Annotated in this window: 13 protein-coding genes; 7 read left to right on the top strand and 6 right to left on the bottom strand. The window is 67.7% G+C overall.

All coding sequences use genetic code 11. The annotated features are described in order from the left end of the window. The 5 genes from ACT84W_RS04735 to recQ form a co-directional block, all read left to right on the top strand. On the top strand, nt 1-554 hold a 554-nt coding region (locus tag ACT84W_RS04735), incomplete at its 5' end, for a winged helix-turn-helix domain-containing protein (RefSeq protein ID WP_444328368.1). Between the two features lie 176 nt (nt 555-730). After that, complete coding sequence (locus ACT84W_RS04730; protein WP_444328367.1) at nt 731-3,598, top strand: cation-translocating P-type ATPase; 2,868 nt, start codon at nt 731-733, stop codon at nt 3,596-3,598. A gap of 3 nt (nt 3,599-3,601) precedes the next feature. Next, nucleotides 3,602-4,255 carry a potassium channel family protein gene (locus ACT84W_RS04725; protein ID WP_444328366.1) on the top strand — a complete coding sequence of 218 codons (654 nt, stop codon included), beginning with the start codon at nt 3,602-3,604 and terminating at the stop codon, nt 4,253-4,255. Nucleotides 4,256-4,265: 10 nt separating this feature from the next. Next, nucleotides 4,266-4,925, top strand: coding sequence for an NAD-binding protein (locus tag ACT84W_RS04720; protein WP_417576193.1), 660 nt, complete (start codon nt 4,266-4,268; stop codon nt 4,923-4,925). 112 nt (nt 4,926-5,037) lie between these two features. Then, nucleotides 5,038-6,900, top strand: a complete 1,863-nt coding sequence (recQ, locus tag ACT84W_RS04715; protein WP_444328365.1) for a DNA helicase RecQ — start codon at nt 5,038-5,040, stop codon at nt 6,898-6,900. A 28-nt stretch (nt 6,901-6,928) separates the two neighbouring features. On the opposite strand, the gene ACT84W_RS04710 is transcribed toward recQ, so the two are convergent. Both ACT84W_RS04710 and thpR read right to left on the bottom strand, forming a co-directional pair. Further along, the gene (locus ACT84W_RS04710) at nt 6,929-7,507 is read right to left on the bottom strand and encodes a flavin reductase family protein (RefSeq protein WP_418829458.1); all 579 of its coding nucleotides are present in this window, start codon (nt 7,505-7,507) and stop codon (nt 6,929-6,931) included. Then, nucleotides 7,500-8,045 (bottom strand): RNA 2',3'-cyclic phosphodiesterase, encoded by a 546-nt coding sequence (thpR, locus tag ACT84W_RS04705; protein ID WP_417576190.1) that lies wholly within the window; start codon nt 8,043-8,045, stop codon nt 7,500-7,502. The genes ACT84W_RS04710 and thpR overlap by 8 nt, the downstream gene beginning before the upstream one ends. A gap of 132 nt (nt 8,046-8,177) precedes the next feature. On the opposite strand from thpR, the gene ACT84W_RS04700 reads away from it, so the two are divergent. Both ACT84W_RS04700 and ACT84W_RS04695 read left to right on the top strand, forming a co-directional pair. Then, nucleotides 8,178-9,479: a Y-family DNA polymerase gene (locus tag ACT84W_RS04700; RefSeq protein ID WP_444328364.1), complete on the top strand. Its 1,302-nt coding sequence runs from the start codon at nt 8,178-8,180 to the stop codon at nt 9,477-9,479. Continuing rightward, nucleotides 9,469-9,696: a hypothetical protein gene (locus ACT84W_RS04695; protein ID WP_417576188.1), complete on the top strand. Its 228-nt coding sequence runs from the start codon at nt 9,469-9,471 to the stop codon at nt 9,694-9,696. Before ACT84W_RS04700 ends, ACT84W_RS04695 begins: the two co-directional genes overlap by 11 nt. Before the next feature lie 416 nt (nt 9,697-10,112). Here the strand turns inward: ACT84W_RS04695 and ACT84W_RS04690 are convergent, their stop codons facing one another. The 4 genes from ACT84W_RS04690 to ACT84W_RS04675 all read right to left on the bottom strand — a co-directional run. Continuing rightward, nucleotides 10,113-11,186: a hypothetical protein gene (locus ACT84W_RS04690; RefSeq protein WP_444328363.1), complete on the bottom strand. Its 1,074-nt coding sequence runs from the start codon at nt 11,184-11,186 to the stop codon at nt 10,113-10,115. Between the two features lie 155 nt (nt 11,187-11,341). Beyond that, nucleotides 11,342-15,358, bottom strand: coding sequence for an ATP-binding protein (locus tag ACT84W_RS04685; protein ID WP_444328362.1), 4,017 nt, complete (start codon nt 15,356-15,358; stop codon nt 11,342-11,344). A 29-nt stretch (nt 15,359-15,387) separates the two neighbouring features. Continuing rightward, complete coding sequence (locus tag ACT84W_RS04680; protein ID WP_444328361.1) at nt 15,388-16,890, bottom strand: extracellular solute-binding protein; 1,503 nt, start codon at nt 16,888-16,890, stop codon at nt 15,388-15,390. A 227-nt stretch (nt 16,891-17,117) separates the two neighbouring features. Continuing rightward, nucleotides 17,118-18,437: aminotransferase class I/II-fold pyridoxal phosphate-dependent enzyme (locus tag ACT84W_RS04675; RefSeq protein ID WP_444328360.1), on the bottom strand; the 1,320-nt coding region annotated here is incomplete at its 5' end.

Genomic DNA, 18,437 nt, shown 5'->3' with positions numbered 1-18,437 from the left:
GCATGGAGTATATCCAGCGGGCCCGGGCAGAAAAGCTGCCCATCATCGTGGTGTCCGCCCGAAGCGAGGACAGCGACAAGATCGGCGCCCTCGACGCGGGCGCCGACGACTACCTCACCAAACCGTTCTCGGTGGGCGAGCTTTTGGCCCGCATCCGCACGACGGTGCGGCGGCTGAGCCACCTTAGCGAGGCTGCCGGCAAGGAGAGCCCCACCTTCGTGAACGGGGACCTGAGCATCGACTACACGGCGGGGATGGCCTACCTTGCGGGCGCCGAGCTCCACCTGACGCCCATCGAGTTCAAGCTCCTGTGCCTTCTGTCCCGCAACGTGGACAAAGTCCTGACCCACAGCTTCATCCTCCGCGAGGTCTGGGGGTCCGAGAAACAGACCGACCTCGCTTCCCTGCGCGTGTTCATGGGCACCCTGCGAAAGAAAATCGAGCCCGACCCGGTGCACCCGCGCTACATTCAGACGCATGTGGGGGTCGGTTACCGCATGCTCCGCGTAAGCGGGGGCAAAGATGCGCCCACGCCCCCTACCTCGGCTCTTTAGGCCGCCTTTATTCGGTTTTAATTAGGGCTTTATGCCCGCATCATGTTGAATAATTCGCAGGTAGACATCGTATAAGCCAACGGGCGCGAAGCGTCTATCCTCCTTTTCGCCGGCGGATCCGCCGCCGGGCCGCATGCTGTTTCGGGCACGCGGCGGCATAAAGGAAAGGAGGACCCTTGGAAACCCCGTCAAACACCATCGAGGGCGAGCTGCCCAACATCGCGGCGCTCCCCGCCGACGAAGTGCTCGGTGCCCTGGCCACCAGCGCGGCAGGCCTCACGAGCGAGAAGGCGGCAGAGTACCAGGGCAAGTTCGGAAAGAACCTCATTCAGGCTGCAAAGAAAAAGTCCCCGGTACTGGCGTTTCTCTCCAACTTCACGCACCTCATGGCGATCCTTCTGTGGGTCGCCGGCATCATCGCGCTCGTCGCCGGCATGCCGGAGCTGTGCGTCGCCGTTTGGCTGGTCAACCTCATCAACGGCTGCTTCAGCTTCTGGCAGGAGCACCAGGCCGACAAGGCGACCGAGGCCCTCAAGAAGATGCTCCCCTCCTACGTCAACGTCATCCGTGACGGCGAGCAGATCCAGGTCCTCGCGGAGGACCTCGTCCCCGGCGACGTCATGGTCCTCGCGGAGGGCGACAAGATCTCGGCCGACGGCCGCGTGATCCGCGCCTCCGACCTCCAGGTCGACCAGTCGACCTTGACCGGCGAGTCCAACCCCGTGAGGAAGACCGCCGACGCCGTGTGCGAGCCCGACCTCACCCCCGCCGAGACCCCCAACCTCGTCTTTGCCGGCACCTCGGTCTCCGAGGGCAACGGCCGCGTCGTGGTCACGCGCATCGGCATGGCGACCGAGTTCGGCAAGATCGCGAGCCTCACGCAGAACATGAAGGAGTCCGAGAGCCCCCTGCAGCGTCAGCTCGACCGCCTGACCAAGCAGGTCACGCTGTTCGCCATGTGCATGGGCGTCGCGTTCTTCCTGCTCGACGTGCTCTTTGTCCACAACGGCCTCGCGTCGTCGTTCATCTTTGCGCTCGGCATGGTCGTCGCGTTCATCCCCGAGGGCCTGCTGCCCACGGTCACGCTCTCGCTCGCCATGGCCGTCCAGCGCATGAGCAAGCGCAACGCCCTCGTGAAGAAGCTCAGCTCCGTCGAGGCGCTCGGCTCCACGAGCGTCATCTGCACCGACAAGACCGGCACCCTCACCCAAAACGAGATGACGGTCAACCACCTGTGGACCTGCGACCGCGAGTACGAGGTCACCGGCGTGGGCTACGCGCCCAAGGGCGAGATCCGCTCGAACGGCGAGAAGTGGCTCGCCGCCGACGACGAGCAGCTCCGCCTGCTGGTCGCGGGAGGCGCCCTGTGCTCCAACGCCCGTCTGGTCGATCCCGAGGAGGAGGGCGGCCGCTACACCGTCCTGGGCGACCCCACCGAGGCGTGCCTGCTCGTGAGCGCCCAGAAGGCCGGCCTCACGCTCGAGGGCCTCGAGGCCGAGATGCCGCGCGTGAGGGAGCTCCCCTTCGAGAGCCGCCGCAAGCGCATGACCACCATCCACCAGCTCAAGCAGCCGCTCGACGGCGCCAAGCGCGTCGCTTTCGTGAAGGGCGCCCCCAACGAGGTCGTGCGCCTCTCTTCCAGCGCCCGCATCAACGGCGAGGTCGTCGCCATGGACGACGACCTGCGCAAGCGCATCATGGACGCCAACGACGGCTACGCCGCCGACGGCCTGCGCGTCCTCGCGCTCGCCTACCGCCCGCTGCGCGCGGACGACGAGTCCATCCCCCGCTCCATGAGCGACTACACCCCCGACAACATCGAGTGCGAGCTCACCTTCGTCGGCCTGCTCGTCATGCAGGATCCGCCTCGCCCCGAGGTCGCCGACGCCGTGGCGGAGTGCCGCCGCGCAGGTATCCGCGTCGTCATGATCACGGGCGACTACGGCCTGACCGCCGTCTCCATCGCCCGCAAGATCGGCATCGTCCAGAGCGCCCACCCGCGCGTGTTCTCCGGCGTCGAGCTCGAGAAGACCTCGGACGACGAGCTCAAGGAGGCCCTCAAGGGCGAGGTCGTCTTTGCCCGCATGGCGCCCGAGCAGAAGCTGCGCGTCGTCGAAAACCTGCAGCAGATGGGCGAGATCGTGGCCGTCACCGGCGACGGTGTGAACGACTCCCCCGCCCTCAAGAAGGCCGACATCGGCGTGGCCATGGGCATCACCGGCACGGACGTGGCCAAGGAGGCCGCGGACATGATCCTGACCGACGACAACTTCGCGTCGATCGTCCATGCCATCGAGGAAGGCCGCGCGGTCTACGCCAACATCAAGAAGTTCATGCTCTACATCCTGAACTCCAACGTCCCCGAGGCCGTCCCGTCCGCCATCTACCTGCTCTCCGGCGGCGCCGTGCCCCTGCCGCTGACCACGATGCAGATCCTCACCATCGACCTGGGCACCGATATGCTCCCGGCCCTGGGCCTCGGCACCGAGCCCCCGGAGGCCGACGTCATGGACCGTCCTCCGCGCGACCCCAACGAGCCTTTGCTCTCCGGCAAGGTCATGCGCAAGGCGTTCCTGTGGTACGGCCTTCTCGGCGCGCTCTTCTCGTTCGCCGCGTTCATGTTCTGCCAGGTCATGAACGGCTGGCACCCGGGCATCGCGATGTTCGGCGTGGGCGCCGACCTCGACCCGGTCTACGTGCGCGCCACGACCATGGCGCTGGCCGCCATCGTCTTTACCCAGATCGGCGAGGTATGGAACTGCCGCACGGAGGTCGCCTCGGTGTTCTCGGTCGGGCTGTTCTCGAACTCCCAGGTCAACAAGGGCATACTGTTCGAGATAGCGCTCATCGTGTTCATCACGCTGTTCCCGCCCTTCCAGAGCGTGTTCCACACGAGCCCGCTGCTCCTGAAGGACTACGTGTTCCTGGTGCTGCTCCCGCCCGTGATCCTGCTGCTCGAGGAGTGCCGCAAGGCCATCGTGCGCAAGCGTCATCACATCGACCGCAATGGCGTCGCCATCCGACAGACGCCGGAAAAGAGGTAAACCATGAACATCATCGTCGTTGGAATGGGGCGCATGGGCACCAGCCTCGCCCGCAAGCTCGACAGGCAGGGCTACGACGTCTGCGCCATCGACCAGGAGCCCGAGCGCCTCGAGGCGCTGAGGGAGTCGTTCGGCGGCCGCACCGTCGAGGGCATCGGGTTCGACCGCAAGGTCCTGGAGGCGGCCGGCATCGACCGCGCCAGCGCCGTGATCGCCTGCACGTCCTCGGACGAGACCAACATCGTGGTCGCGCGCATCTCTCGCCAGACCTACCGCGTCCCCCGCGTCATCGCCCGCCTGTACGAGATCAGCAACGCCGAGACCTACCGCAGGCTCGGCATCCAGAGCATCTCGACCACCGAGTGGGGCGTGAGGCGCGTCAGCGAGCTTCTGACCTTCAACGAGCTCGACGACGTCGTCGAGCTCGGGACCGGCGGCGTGCGCCTGGTGCGCGCCGACGTCCCGGCGCTGCTCGAGGGCAGCACCGTCCGCGAGATCACCGCCGTGGGCGAGGTCAACATCGTCTCGGTCTCGCACGACAACGAGACCTTCATCCCCACCCAGGGAACGGTTCTCCAGCACGGCGACATCATCTACGCAGCGGTCGCGTCGAGCGCGGCGGGCAAGTTCCGCACCATGCTCGGCCTGGCCGAGTAAGGAGGCAGGCATGAACATCATCATCGTCGGCGGCGGCAAGACCGGCGCCTACCTCGCGTCGCTGCTGGGCAGCCGAGGGGACACGGTCAAGGTCATCGAGTCGAGGAAGGCCGTGGCCGAGCGCCTCGAGCAGAAGCTTCCCGCGGGCACCGTCTTGAGGGGCGTCGGCTCGAGCCCGGACGTCTTGGAGCAGGCGGGCGTGCTGCGCGCCGACATCGTGATCGCCGTCACGGGCAACGATGAGGTCAACCTCGTCGTCTCGATGCTCGCAAAGATGGAGTACGGCGTCGGCCGGGTCGTGGCCCGCGTCAACAACCCGGCGAACTCCTGGATGTTCGACGCGTCCATGGGCGTCGACGTCGCCATCGACCAGGCGGAGCTGATCACCCGCTCGGTCGAGGAGGGCCTCGATATGGAGGACGTCTTTACGATTATGCGCCTGGGCAGGGACGGCCACGCCATCGTCCAGGGCGAGGTGCGCCCGCGCTCCGGAGTGGTCGGCAAGACCGTGAGCCAGCTTTCGCTGCCCGACGGGCTCGTGCTCGTCGCGGTCGAGCACGACGGCGACATCGTCATCCCCAACGGCGCGACCGTGCTCGCGTCGGGCGACCGCGTGGTCGCGTTCGCGAACGACGAGGGAAGGGCCTTCCTGAGCCGCGCGCTGCAGTAAGGGCGATCCCGACAATCGAACGAACAGGCTCCGGGGCCGGACGTCCCGGAGCCGACCGACTCTAGGCTGCACCCGCTTCGCGCGATCCGCGCGGCGGGTGTAGCCTAGAGTCATGATTCGCACGCCTGCAGACATACTCCGCCAGACCTTCGGCTACGAGAGCTTCCGCCCGCACCAGCAAGGCATCGTGGAGGCCGCGCTCGCGGGCAAAGACGTGCTCGCCGTCATGCCGACCTCCGCCGGCAAGTCCATCTGCTACCAGGTCCCGGCCATCGCGCTCGCCGAGCGCACGGGCGGGCTCACCGTGGTCGTCTCTCCCCTGATATCGCTCATGGCCGACCAGGTCGGGGCGCTGCGACAGTACGGCGTGGCCGCGAGTTGCCTGAACTCCACGCTCACGGGCGCCGAGCAGGCCGACGTGCTTCACGGCATCGCGGCAGGCGCGCTCACCCTCGTCTACGTCGCGCCGGAGCGCCTGGACGACCCCGCGCTCCTTACGGTCGCCGCCGAGCGCGGCGTGGCGCTGCTCGCCGTCGACGAGGCTCACTGCATCAGCCAGTGGGGCAACGACTTCAGGCCTTCTTACCAGCGCATCATCGAGTTCATCGACGCCCTGCCGGCCCGTCCGCCGGTGATGGCGCTCACCGCGACGGCGACGAAGGCAGTCCGCGACGACATCGCCCGTTCCCTCGGGCTGCGCGATCCGCACTCGGTGCTCGCGAGCTTCGACAGGCCGAACCTCAAGTTCCTCGTGGAGCGGCCGGCCACCCGCAAGGCCAAGGACGCGCGCGTCGCCTCGTTCATCCTCGAGCGCGAGGAGCAGTCGGGCATCGTCTACTGCTCGAGCCGCCGTGCGGTCGAGGAGCTCTGCGACCTGCTGCGCCGGCGCGGGATTCCCGCCACGCGCTACCACGCGGGGCTCTCGGCCGCGGAGCGCGAGCAGAACCAGGCCGACTTCCTCTACGACCGCGCCCGCGTGATGGTGGCCACCAACGCCTTCGGCATGGGCATCGACAAGTCGAACGTCAACTACATCGTGCACTACAACATCCCGAGCTGCCTGGAGAACTACTACCAGGAGGCCGGGCGCGCGGGGCGCGACGGGACGCCGGCCGAGTGCCTGCTGCTCTACTCCCCCGGCGATGTGTACACCCAGGAGTACCTCATCGGGCAGACCACGCGCGACGACCTCGGCCCCGACGAGCTCGCGGAGCTGCGCCGCCGCGACGAGGAGCGCCTGCGCCAAATGGTCTTCTACGCCACGACGACCGAGTGCCTGCGCGCCCGCATCCTGCGCTACTTCGGCGAGACCGCGCCCGCCTACTGCGGCAACTGCTCGAACTGCCTCGCCGACTTCGAGGAGGTGGACGTCACCGTCGACGCCCTCAAGGTGGTGAGCTGCGTGGCGAGGCTCGCGCAGCAAGGGCGCTCCGTCGGCGCCTCGACCATCGTCGACATCCTGCGCGGCTCGCGTGCACAGAGGATCGCGGAGCGCGGCTACGACCGCCTGAGCACCTACGGCATCATGTCCGACGTGCCCGTGCCGCGCATCCGCCAGGTCATCGACGAGCTCGTGGTCCGCGGGCTTCTGTGCAAGGCGGCGGGCGACTACCCGACGCTTTCCCTCACGGAGGGCGGCGTCGCCTTCATGCGCTCGAGGCTGGTAGAGGGGGAGCCGCTCGTCCTCAAGGTCGCCCACGGCAAGCCGCGCGCGGCGCGCAAGGCGGGCGGCCGCGCCGGCGGGGCGGCGGGGGCCGGGTCGGTTCCCGAGGTCACGGACCAGCAGCTCTTCCAGCGGCTCGTCAACCTCCGCGGTGAGCTCGCGCGAAAGCAGCAGGTGCCCACCAACGCGACGCTGGCCGACATGTGCGCCAAGCACCCCCGGACGCCCGAGGAGTTCCTCGAGGTCTCCGGCGTCGGCGCAAAGAAGGCCGAGGCCTACGGCGAGGCGTTCCTCGCCGTCCTCGCCGACTGAGCCGGGGGCTTGGAGCGCGCGGCATGGGCTACTTGCGCTTCTTTTCCTTCCGGACGGCGTAGCCGAAGGTGCCGAGCCTGCGGCCGAGCTCGAAGTACTCGCCGTGGCTGTAGGCCGTGAGGCCCGCCCGGGCGAGGTCGAGGCGGCCATGGTCGTCAAGGAGCCCGTCCTCCACCTGCACCGCCTCCACGCTCGCGAGGAACATGTGGTGGCTCCCGAGCTCCTTGACCTCGGTGACCTTGCACTCGATGTTCACGGGGCTCTCGGCGATCACGGGCGCGTGGGAGAGCGTGGTCGCCGGCGCCGGGGTGAGGTGGCACTCCGCCCACTTGTCCCAATCGCGGCCGGAGCGGGCGCCGCACCAGTCGCAGGCGCGCTGCAGGCGCTTGGTCGTGAGGTTGACCACGAACTCGCCGGACTCGCGGATGATGGGATAGCTCGCGCGCTCGGGGCGCACGCTGATGTAGAGCATCGGCGGGTTCGTGCAGACGGTCCCCGTCCACGCGATGGTGATGATGTCCGACTTGCCGGACGCGTCTGCGCAGCTCACCATTACCGCCGGCAGCGGGTAGAGCATGTTTCCGCCGGCCCAGGTCTGCTTAGCCATGTGATTCTCCGAGTTCGATCGAGTACAGGGGCTTGTAGCGCGCCCCTTCTTTGTCCAGATAGCTGCGGAACAGCGTGACGCGGCGCGCCTCGCACGGGAGCGGGAACGCGAGGCGCGGCAGGTCCCCCTTGGGCAGGCGGACGCGGCGCGCCAGGGTCACGTGGGGCAGGAACGCGTTGCTCTTATCGTAATCGACGCCGTGGGCCCGCAGCTCCTCGCGAAGGCGCTCGGCGAGCCCCATGAGCTCCGGGTCCTTCGCGACGCCGAGCCACAGCCCCGCGCCGCCCGCACGCTTGCCGAAGCTGCCCAGGCCGTCGACGTCGATGGGCACGGGGCCGAACGCCCGGCACGCGTCGTCCATGGCGGCGATGGCCGCACGGGCCTCGGCCTCGTCTACCTCGTCGAGGAACGCAAGCGTGAGGTGATAGTTCTGCGCCGGCACAAAGCGCCCGTCGACCGCCCGCTCCAGGCTGCGCGCCATCGCAGTGGCGGCGTCCACGAACTCCCCCGGCATCTCCAACGCGATGAACGTCCGCACAGTCCCTCCCCTCTTCCGCCGTCCCCTGTGATGGTATCGAACAAGTGTTGCTATATTTGTGACGGTCAATGGCACGCCGGCCATTCCTGTCCGGCATGTACCCCAGAATAGTGGAAAGAAGGGAGGGGCGCGATGGGACCGGACCAGATCATACGGCGCGACGCGGTGGACACAGGGCGGACGTACCTGTGCATCGACCTGAAGAGCTTCTACGCCTCCGTCGAGTGCGTGGACCGCGGGCTCGACCCGTTCAAGGACAACCTCGTGGTCGCCGACCCCGAGCGCAGCCGCACCACGATCTGCCTCGCCGCGAGCCCCGCCATCAAGGCGCTCGGCGTCCCCTCCCGTTGCCGCGTCTACGAGATCCCAAAGAACATCCAGTACACGATGGCGCCTCCGCGTATGAAGCGCTACATGGATGTCTCTGCTCAGATTTACGGCATCTACCTGCGGCGCATTAGTGCGCAGGACATCCACGTGTACTCGATCGACGAGTGCTTCATCGACGCCACGCCCTATCTTTCGCTCTACCGCACCGATGCGCGCTCGCTCGCCCAGCAGCTCATGGACGACGTCAGGGAAGAATGCGGGATCTGCGCCACGGCGGGCATCGGAACGAACCTCTTCCTCGCGAAGGTCGCGCTCGACGTGACGGCCAAGCACGTGGACGATCACATCGGGTACCTCGACGAGCGGGAGTTCCGGCGCAAGATCTGGCACCACCGCCCCATCACCGACATCTGGGGCATCGGCCCCGGCATCGCGCGGCGGCTCCTACAGTACAACGTGCAGGACCTCGCCGGGATCACCCAGGTCGACGAGCGCTTCCTCCACAAGGAGTTCGGCGTGAACGCGGAGTACCTCATCGACCACGCCTGGGGCTACGAGCCCTGCACGATGGCGGACATCCACGCCTACCGGCCGCACGGCCATTCCACGAGCAACGGGCAGGTCCTCGCCCGCGACTACAGCTTCACCGAGGCCCGCACCGTCCTCACCGAGATGGCGACGGCCTCTGCCCTTGACCTCGTCGAGAAGCACCTGGTCTGCGACTCGGTGGCGCTCTATGTGGGGTACTCGTGGGACGACGCCGGCGCGCCGTCGGCGGGCGCGGCACGCAAGCTCGGCAAGCTCACGAACTCGCGCGCGGAGCTCATGGGCCGCGTGCTAGAGATATACGACGAGGTCTGCGACCGCGACCGCGCGGTCCGCAGGCTGAGCGTGAGCCTCGGCGGCCTCACTGACGAGAAGCACGCCACGCACACCCTCTTTGACAACGTGGCTGCCGAGGAGGCGGAGCACAGCCTGAGCGCCACCACGCTCGCGGTACAGCGCAAGTTCGGGAAGAACGCCCTGCTCCGCGGGGTGAGCCTGCGCGAAGAGGCTACCCAACGGGAAAGAAACCAGCAGGTTGGAGGGCACCGTGCAGAATAGCGACCACCACGCCAAACGCCATCGCGCCGAGGCCGAGCCGCTGGGCCGTCCGCGCACTTCTCGTCTGCCGAAGCCCCGCGCCGAGCGCGCGGCGCAGTTCATGCCCTTCGCGGCGCTCACCGGCTTCGAGGATTACCTTCGCGCGACCGATGAGGAGCGTGAGCAGATGTACGACAACGAGGCTCCAGAACCCGAGTCCGGATCCTTGGACATCTAAGGCTCGCGCGATCACAGGCACCGAAGCCCTGGAGCCCACGTCCCCGGCCATTTGGGGTTCGCGCGGCCCTAGCGCGACAGCAGGAGCCCACTTCTTGCCGCATCTGGGGTTTCGTGAACCCCAGATGACCGGGGGACATGGGCTCGGCGACTCGGGCGAGCTTAGGCGACAGCCGAGGCAGCGGAAAGATCTTGCCCCGCGCGACGTCTCCGGCCTACAAAGAAGGGGCCGCCCAAAGAAGGGCGGCCCCAAGGAAAGCCAAAGCTGTGAACGTGCCGACCAGAGCGCCCGGGCAGCACCGGTCGTACAGACTTGAACAGTCAGGCAGTGCCAAACGTGCAGGTCAGAACGCCCAGGCAACGACTGACGCAGACCTGGGTGCCCGAGCACCCCCTGAGCGCGCAGTGAGCAGCGGCTTAGTAGCGCTTGCCGTAGCCGCCACGGCCGCCACGGTCGCCACCATGGTTGAAGCCGCCGCGGGAGTCGCGACCGCCGAAGCCGCCGCGGTCGTTGCGGTCGTAGCCGCCACGGCCGCCACGGTCGAAGCCGCCGCGCCCGCCACGGTCGCCGCCGCGGTTGAAGCCGCCGCGGTCGCCGCCGCGGGAGTCGCGCCCACCGAAGCCGCCACGGCCACCACGGTCGTCACGGCCGCCGAAACCGCCGCGCCCGCCACGGTCGCCGCCGCGGTCGAAGCCACCGCGCCCGCCACGGTCGCCGCCACGGTCGAAGCCGCCACGGCCACCACGGTCGCCGCCACGACGGTCGTCACGGCCACCGCGCGAGCCGCCGAAGCCGCCGCGCCCACCGCGGTCGCCGCCGCGGCCGCCGCGATCGAAGCCGCCACGGCCACCACGATCGCCGCCGCGGCCGCCGAAGCCGCCGCGACGGTCGTCGTTGTCGAGGCCCATCTTGGTCAACGGGTCGATGATCTTGTCGAGCACAGCGAAGATCTCGTCGAGCTCCTCGTCAGAGAGGCCGGGGACGAGCTTGACGCCCTCGCGGCCCTGAGCGGCAGCGGCCTCGGCGGCGCCGTCCTCGGCGCTCACCAGGATGGCGCGCATGTCCTCCTCCTCGGGCATGACGCGGCTGACGATACCGTTCTTCTCGGCCTCGGCCATCATGGCGTCGAGCTCGCGCAGGCGGACGCCCAGCAGCTCGGCCATCTCCTTCTGCTCCATCTGGGGCTTGAGCTCGAGGAGCTTGACAGCGCGGACCAGGTTGCTCACGCGCTCGTTCTTCTCGGACTCCTCGTCGCGGATCATATCCTTGCGGTTGCGCAGCAGGCGCGCGGCGCGCTGGCACTTGTCGAAGAGGGTGTCGTTGTAGTCGATGGCCTCGGGCTCATCGTCCTCGTCCTCGGCATCCTCCTCGTCCTCATCGGCCTCGTCCTCGATGACGTCCTCATCGAGCTCCTCGTCCTCGGCCACCTCGTCGGCCAGGACCTCCTCGTCCTCGGTCATGGTCTCGTCGTTCTCGCTGTACTCAGACATGAGTCTCCTTCTTCGCCTTCCGGCGTAAAAATGCGCCACCACTCTGCGGGCGCTTCACAAGTTATTTAGTGTATGTCGACCAGCTACCTGCGCCGATGGACAAATTGTGCACACACAACAACGGCGCAACTAGGGGGCAGTCATCGCGCCGTCGCTTACCTCCGGAGGACCTCGGCGAGGGTGCGGACGAGGGTGGGCATCTCGATGGGCTTGGAGATGTGCGCGTTCATGCCCGCGGAAAGCGAGCGCTTGATGTCCTCGTCGAAGGCGTTGGCGCTCGCCGCGACGATCGGCACCGTGGCGGCGTCCGGCCGGTCGAGCGCGCGGATCGCGCGGGCGGCCTCGAGACCGTCCATGACGGGCATCATGACGTCCATGAGGATGAGCCCGTACTCGCCCTCGCCCGAGGCGGCGAACACGTCGACGCACGCGCGCCCATTCGCCACGCCGCGCACCACGCAGCCCTGGTCCTCGAGCATGCAGGTGAGGATCTCCATGTTGAGCTCGTTGTCCTCCGCCACGAGCACATGGAGCCCGTTGAGGTCGACCTCACCCGACTCGTCCGCGCGCGCCGCGGCCCCCTCGCCCGCGCCCTCGCCCTCCGCGATGGGCAGGTCAATGGAGAACGAGAACGTGCTCCCCTCCCCGACCTTGCTCTCGAGGTCGATCCTGCCGCCCATCATCTGGACGAGGCGGTTCGAGATCGCGAGGCCGAGCCCCGAGCCCTGCTGGCGCGCATCGGTGCCGTTGACCTGCTCGAACTTCTCGAAGATCCTGCGGGCGTCCTCGTCGCTGATGCCGATGCCGTGGTCGACGACGTCGAAGCAGATGCGCGCATAGCCCTCCTGCAGCAGCTCTTCTGCGACATGCAGCTCGACGCCCGCGCCCTCGGGAGAGTACTTGTTCGCGTTGCCCAGAAGGTTGATGAGCACCTGGTTGATGCGCAGCGAATCGCCCACAAAGCGGCGATGACCGAGCTCGACCTCCTCGGTGAAGGGCTGGCTCTTCTCGGCGAAGCGCGCGTCGAGGATCGTGTGCAGTTCGTCGAGCAGGCGCGCGAGGTCGAACTCGGCCGCCTCGATGGTCATCTTGCCGCTCTCGATCTTCGACATGTCGAGGATGTCGTTGAGCAGGCCCAGCAGGTACCGAGAAGAGCTGCGCACCTTGCGCAGGCAGTCGACGCGGCGCGCCTCGGTCTGCCCGTCCTTGAGAGCGATGTCGGTCATGCCGATGATGCCGTTCATCGGCGTGCGGATCTCGTGGCTCATGCGGGCGAGGAAGTCGCTCTTTGCCTGCGCGGACTGGTCGAGGTTCTCCTGGTTGATGCGGTTCTGGATGATGGAGAAGATCTCCCACAACAGGTTGTAGTCCTCCCCGTGTCCGAGCACGGCGGCGTCGATGCCCGTCGCCACGATGGCGCCCGAGTAGCGGCCGTTGTCCGTCATGAGGAAGGTGACACCGAGGACCGGGTCCTCGCGGATCGACCAGCTCTGGAGCTTGCCCACAGGCCGCACGTCGTCGATGCTCAGGATTGACCCGCGGTCGGCGAGCTTCTGCAGGCGCTCGGCGTCGGCGGGCGTGCAGCGCGATGCCGTCAGGCGCACGTCCACGCCCGGCGCCGCCTTCCACTGGTAGCGCAGCGAGACCGAGAGGTGCTCCTCCGAGAACTGCGAGACGAGCAGGTTGTCCATGCCGAAGCGGTCGCGGAGCCGGCACGACAGCAGATCGAGCGCCGCCGTGAGCGAGAAGCGCCGATCGAGCAGGTTGAGCGCGAGGGTCGGCAGGCTCATCTGGCGCGCGTAGCCCATCGAGACGATCTCGCCGAACGGCTGCGCCTCGAGCGTGGAGTCCTTGACGTACTCCCACCTCACGGCGTCGAGGTCGCGGGCCCTCGCCTCGGCGAGCGCCACGCCCGCGCGGCGCACGAGCTCGTGCGTGTCCTCCTGCGGGTTCTCGGAGAAGACCATGCCCGCGTGGAACCTGAGGCTGAGCACGCTCGTGTGGACGAGTCCCGAGAAGCGCTCGCGAAGCCCGTCGAGCCTGACATCGCAGTCCTTCTCGTCCCCGCCGCTGACCCAGACGAGGAACTCGTCGGAGCCGGCGCGCATGAGGATCGAGGGCCGCTCACGCCCGGACTCGGGGAAGGCGTCCGAGATCATCTCGGAGAACTCCTCCAGCAGCACGTCGCCGAAGGTGAGGCCGTAGTCGCGCACGATGTCGAGGAAGCCGTAGACGTCGATGAGCACGAGCACGCCGGCGGGCCGGGCGGCGCGGTCGGCGCGCATCAGCTCGTAGCCCCGCGCGAGGCGGTAGAAACCCGTGACGGGGTCGCGCATCTGGCGACGGGCGTCGGCGAGCTCGCGGCGCTTTGCGTCATCGATGTCGCGCAGGTAGCCGACGATGAAGCCGGCGTCCCCGTCCTCGCCCTTCAGCCTGCGCCCGCGGACCTCGAACCAGCGGTCGCCGCCGATGTTCGGGAAGCTCGCCTGGAACTGGGCGCTGAAGCGACCGTCGGCGCCCGGCTTAAGGTTCTCGAGCATGCGCTGATCGCGGCCGTCGAGCGCACCTTTGACCATCGGCAGCCAGCGGCTGCGCCCGGACACCCCGTCGAATGCCGGGGAGTTGACGACCTCGAGGCTCTGGTCGGCATCGCGGAACGTGAAGAAGATGTCCGACGAGCTCTCCACGGCGAGGCGGTAGCGCTCCTTCTCTTCCGCGAGGCTCGCCGCGACCTGGACCTCCTTGTGCGTGAGGTCGCTCACGACGTCGTGGATCTCGTTGATCTCGGCGATGCAGGACGGCGAGAAGGCGTCGAGCCCCTCGACCCCGCCGCGGACGCTGTCCATGAGCCTGCGGACCGGCCGCATGATGCCGTGCGCGAGCAGGCACACGATGACCAGGCCGATAAGCGCGCACACCATGATCACCGTGAAGATCCGCCTATAGAGCTGGTTGCCCGCATGGAAGATCGAGTCCCGCGTGACGAAGCCGACGAGCGACCACTTGGTGTGCTCGTAGGGCACGCGCGAGGAGTAGAGCGAAAGGGGCGACGTGACGGCGTAGACGTCCTGGGTGCCCACTGCGGCGCCGCGGACCTTGAAGAGCCCGTCGTGCGAGGTCGCGTCGAGCGTGAGGGTGTCGCCCGCGCGCCCGGCGGCGTCGGACAGCGCGCCGCGGCCGAGCTCGAGCGTGAGCGAGCCGTCGGCCTCCTCGAAGGCGAGCGCGAAGCCCGCCTCTTTGTCGCGGTCGAGCTCGTCGACCGAGAAGAACCTCTTTGCCAGGTAATCGCACGAGACCTCGACGCCGATCACGCCCACCGCGCGGCCTCCCACCTTCAAGGGCACGGAGTAGGTGATCATGCGGTGGTTGTCCTGTTGGCTGTCCCCGAGCACGAACGGGTCGGACCAGAACCCGAGGTCCTTGGCGTCGACGGTCGGGTTCTCGAACGCGGTCTGGTAGGGGCGGTAGTAGAAGTCGTCCGCCGCGCGCTCGCCGTCCGCCGCGAGGTCGACCGCGGGCATCCAGGCGGAGTCGAGCGCGATGCTGAAGGACTGCGAGAGACCCTTCTCGCCCCGCTCGAAGAGCAGGTCGGAGTTCGACTCCGTGCGCGCTTCCGGGTCGGAGTCGCGGATGAACAGCCCGACGTGGCTCGACGCCCGGTCCGTCCCCTGGTCGTTCGCCAGGACGATGAAGGCGCCCGAGCTCGAGTCGCGGCTCGCGTAGTCCACGAGCTCGGTCGAGACCTTCTGCACGTAGGCGCGCTGCATGTCGGCGTCGCCGAGGAAGTCGTCGACCCCCTTGCCCTCGGCGCGGAGCTGATCGAGCAGCGCCGCGGAAAGATACCCGTTCTCCTCGTAGATGCTCGCCCACTGCTGCGTCATGGTGCTCTGCAACGCGATCCGGCGGTTCTCGACGGTGTGGGCGTCGATGTTCACGGCGTTGCTCTCCATGGTCTCCCTCGCGCCGGAGAACATGAGCGCCGCGAAGGGCAGCGTCGCGACGATGAGGACCACGGCGACGAGCGAGGCGACGAGCACCCAAACCAAGCGGAGCTGGCGGCGGGGCGCGGGAGCGGGCGTGGGCGAGTCGGCGTGCGGAAGGGCGCCCGCGCGAGGGGCGCCGACCGCGGGCTTCTTGCCCGTGCCCTGGGACTTGCGTTCTTCTGTGCCCATCGGCCCGCCTTCCCGCCTGATCCGCTCGCCTAGTTCTTTGCCGCGCCGGCCTTACCGGCGGCCGCGTCGTTGAGCCCGTCGGAGAACTGCTGGTACCAGGCGCCGAACGCCTCGTCGGTCACGTAGGGGGCAACGGCGTCGGCCCGCGCGGCGCCCGCCGCGACCGCCTGCTCGACCGCCTCGGCGTCCGCCTGGGCCTTGCTCTGCAGGCTGTTCTCGAGAACCTTGCGCGCGGCGAAGCCGTTCGAGAAGCACCTCGGCGCGTAGTAAGAAGTGCGGTCGAAGGCGCCCATGACCTTGCGGAGCGTGTCGGAGACCTTGGGCGCGACCTCTACGCCGCCGTCCTTGATCGCCTCGTCGAGGGCCTCGACCGTGTTCGCGTCCTTGCGGACGGGCAGGTAGCTCGAGGTGCAGGCGAAGCGCAGGTTGTTGTCCTTCCGGCAGAACCACTTGAGGAACTCGACCGCGGCGTACTCGTGGACGTCGTCGGAGGCCGTGACCGCCATGCCCGCGCCCTGCTGGACGGCATAGCCCTCGCCGTCTTTCATCACGGGCGAGGTCAGGATCTCGTAGTCGATGGCCTTCGTGTTCCCGTCGTCAGAGAAGACCTGGTCGGGGAAGTAGCTCGCCGAGGCGGTGGAGCCGGTGTAGGCGATGATGTCGCCCGTCTTCACGTCGTCGGAGCGGAACTTGCCGGTCGCCTTGAACCAGCCGTTGACGTAGGGTACGTAATAGTTGTCCCACAGGCGTCGGACGTCGTCCTCGGGGATGTTGACGGTCGCGTTGCCGTCGGCGTCGACCTCGTAGACGTCGACGCCCATCTGCTTCAGGCCGATGACGAAGTAGTTGGCCATCGAGTCGCGTCCATAGAAGGCGCGGCCCCGGCCGTCGGCGCTCTGCTGGGCGGTCCACTCGTAATAGCGCTGGGCGACCGCGGCGATGCCCTCGAAGGTCGTAAGCTCATCCAAGGTAGACCCGGTGGCGTCGGCGAAGGGCTTCCAGTCGGTCTCGTCGACCATGGTGGTCTCGGTCGATTTGGCAACGGGCAGCAGGTAGAGCGCACCGTCGCTGTTGAAGTAGCCCTCCTGGAGATACCCGTCGACGAACTCGGAGAGCTCGGAGGAGGTGAAGTACTGCGCGATGTTCGCCAGCGCGCCCTTCTGCTGGGCGGCATAGGCGGTGTCCGAGTAGGACGAGAAGATGCCCGGCAGCTCGCGGGACCCGACGGCGCCGGCGACCGAGTCGCTGATGGCGCTCTCGAGGTCGCTGACCGAGCCCAGGCTCTGGGCCTCGACGTGGATTCCCTCGTCCTTGCCGGCGCCGTCGTTGAACTCGCCCACGAGCTCGTCGAAGGCGGCCTGCTGGGCACCGTTGTAGTAGTGCCACACCGTGACGGACGTAGGGTTGGAGGGGTCGAGCTTCGCGGTCTTCGCGGGCGCCTCCTGCTGAGCGCCGGGGTTCGCCGAGCAAGCCGCGAGCGTCGCGGCGGCACTCGCGGCGAGGAAGGTCCTTCTGGAGAGCTGAGCGTTCACGTGTTGCCTTTCGCCTAAAGCCCATAGACGGGTCGACATTATGAACTTTCTTCGCCGCGCGGAATGTTACGAAGCCGGGAACGGGTAGGCACCCGTCCCCGGCTTGGCGGATTAGTTGATTGGCGGCTTGACGGGTACGCGACCCGCCGCGCGGTTCGGCAGCTTGGCAGGTTGGCGGCCCGCCTCGCGGCTGAGCGACTTCGCGGACGCGCGGCCCATCGCACAGCTTACTGCCGATAGTGCGCAAAGAAGTCCGCGAGGTCCTCCATCGATTCCTTGAGCACCTCCATGCGCGGCAGGTAGACGATGCGGAAGTGGTCGGGCTCGCCCCAGTTGAAGCCACCGCCGCGGGTGATGAGGATCTTCTTCTCGTGCAGCAGGTCGAGGGCGAACTGCTCGTCGTCGGTGATGTTGAACTTCTTTATGTCCATCTTGGGGAAGATGTAGAACGCCGCCTTGGGCTTGACGGCCGTGATGCCGTCGATCGAGTTCAGCGCCTCATAGACGTAGTTGCGCTGCTCGTACACGCGGCCGCCGGGACGGATGTACTCGTTCACGGACTGATAGCCGCCGAGCGCCGTCTGGACGATGGACTGCGCAGGCACGTTGGAGCACAGGCGCATGTTGGAGAGCATGTTCACGCCGAGGATGAAGTCGCGCATGCAGCGCTGGTTGCCCGAGAGCACCATCCAACCCACGCGGTAGCCGCAGACCATGTGGGACTTCGAGAGGCCGGAGTAGGTCACGCACGGCAAATCGGGCGCGAGCGACGCGATGGAGATGTGCTGAAAGCCGTCCATGATCAGGCGGTCGTAGATCTCGTCAGCGAAGATCATGAGCTGGTGCTTGCGGGCGATCTCGACGATGCCCTCGAGGATCTCGCGAGAGTAGACGGCGCCCGTGGGGTTGTTCGGGTTGATGACCACGATGGCCTTGGTCGCCGGGGTGACCTTCTTCTCTATGTCCTCGAGGTCGGGGTTCCACTCGTTGGCCTCGTCGCAGACGTAGTGCACGGGCGTGCCGCCGGCGAGCGTGACGCAGGCGGTCCACAGCGGGTAGTCGGGGCTGGGGATGAGGACCTCGTCGCCGTTGTCCAAAAGCGCGTGCATCGAAAGCTGGATGAGCTCGGACACGCCATTGCCGGTATAGATGTGCTTCATGTCCACGTTGGGGATATTACGGAGCTGCGCGTACTGCATGATGGCCTTGCGCGCGGCAAAGATGCCACGGGAGTCGGAGTAACCCTCGCAGTCGGCGAGCTGCTGGCGCATGTCGAAGACGACCTCGTCGGGCGCGCGGAAGCCGAAGGGCGCGGGGTTGCCGATGTTCAGCTTGAGGATGCGCGCGCCGTCCTCCTCCATGCGGGCGGCCTCGTCGACCACGGGCCCGCGGACGTCGTAGAGGACGTTGTCGAGCTTTGAGGACTTCTTGAACTCTCGCATGGTGGTGCTCCTTTGGGTGGTGGGCTGCGGGTGGGATGAGGTTGTGGGGCCGAGGGCGGCGGCGGTGCCGGCGGCGCTCGGGACGGCGGCGCTGGGCGCGGCGGG

Origin of the sequence: Paratractidigestivibacter sp. (assembly GCF_052362415.1) — a bacterium.
Taxonomy (GTDB): Bacteria; Actinomycetota; Coriobacteriia; order Coriobacteriales; family Atopobiaceae; genus Paratractidigestivibacter.
Note: the sequence above shows the minus strand (reverse complement) of the source record. Positions and strands in the feature narration are given on the sequence as shown.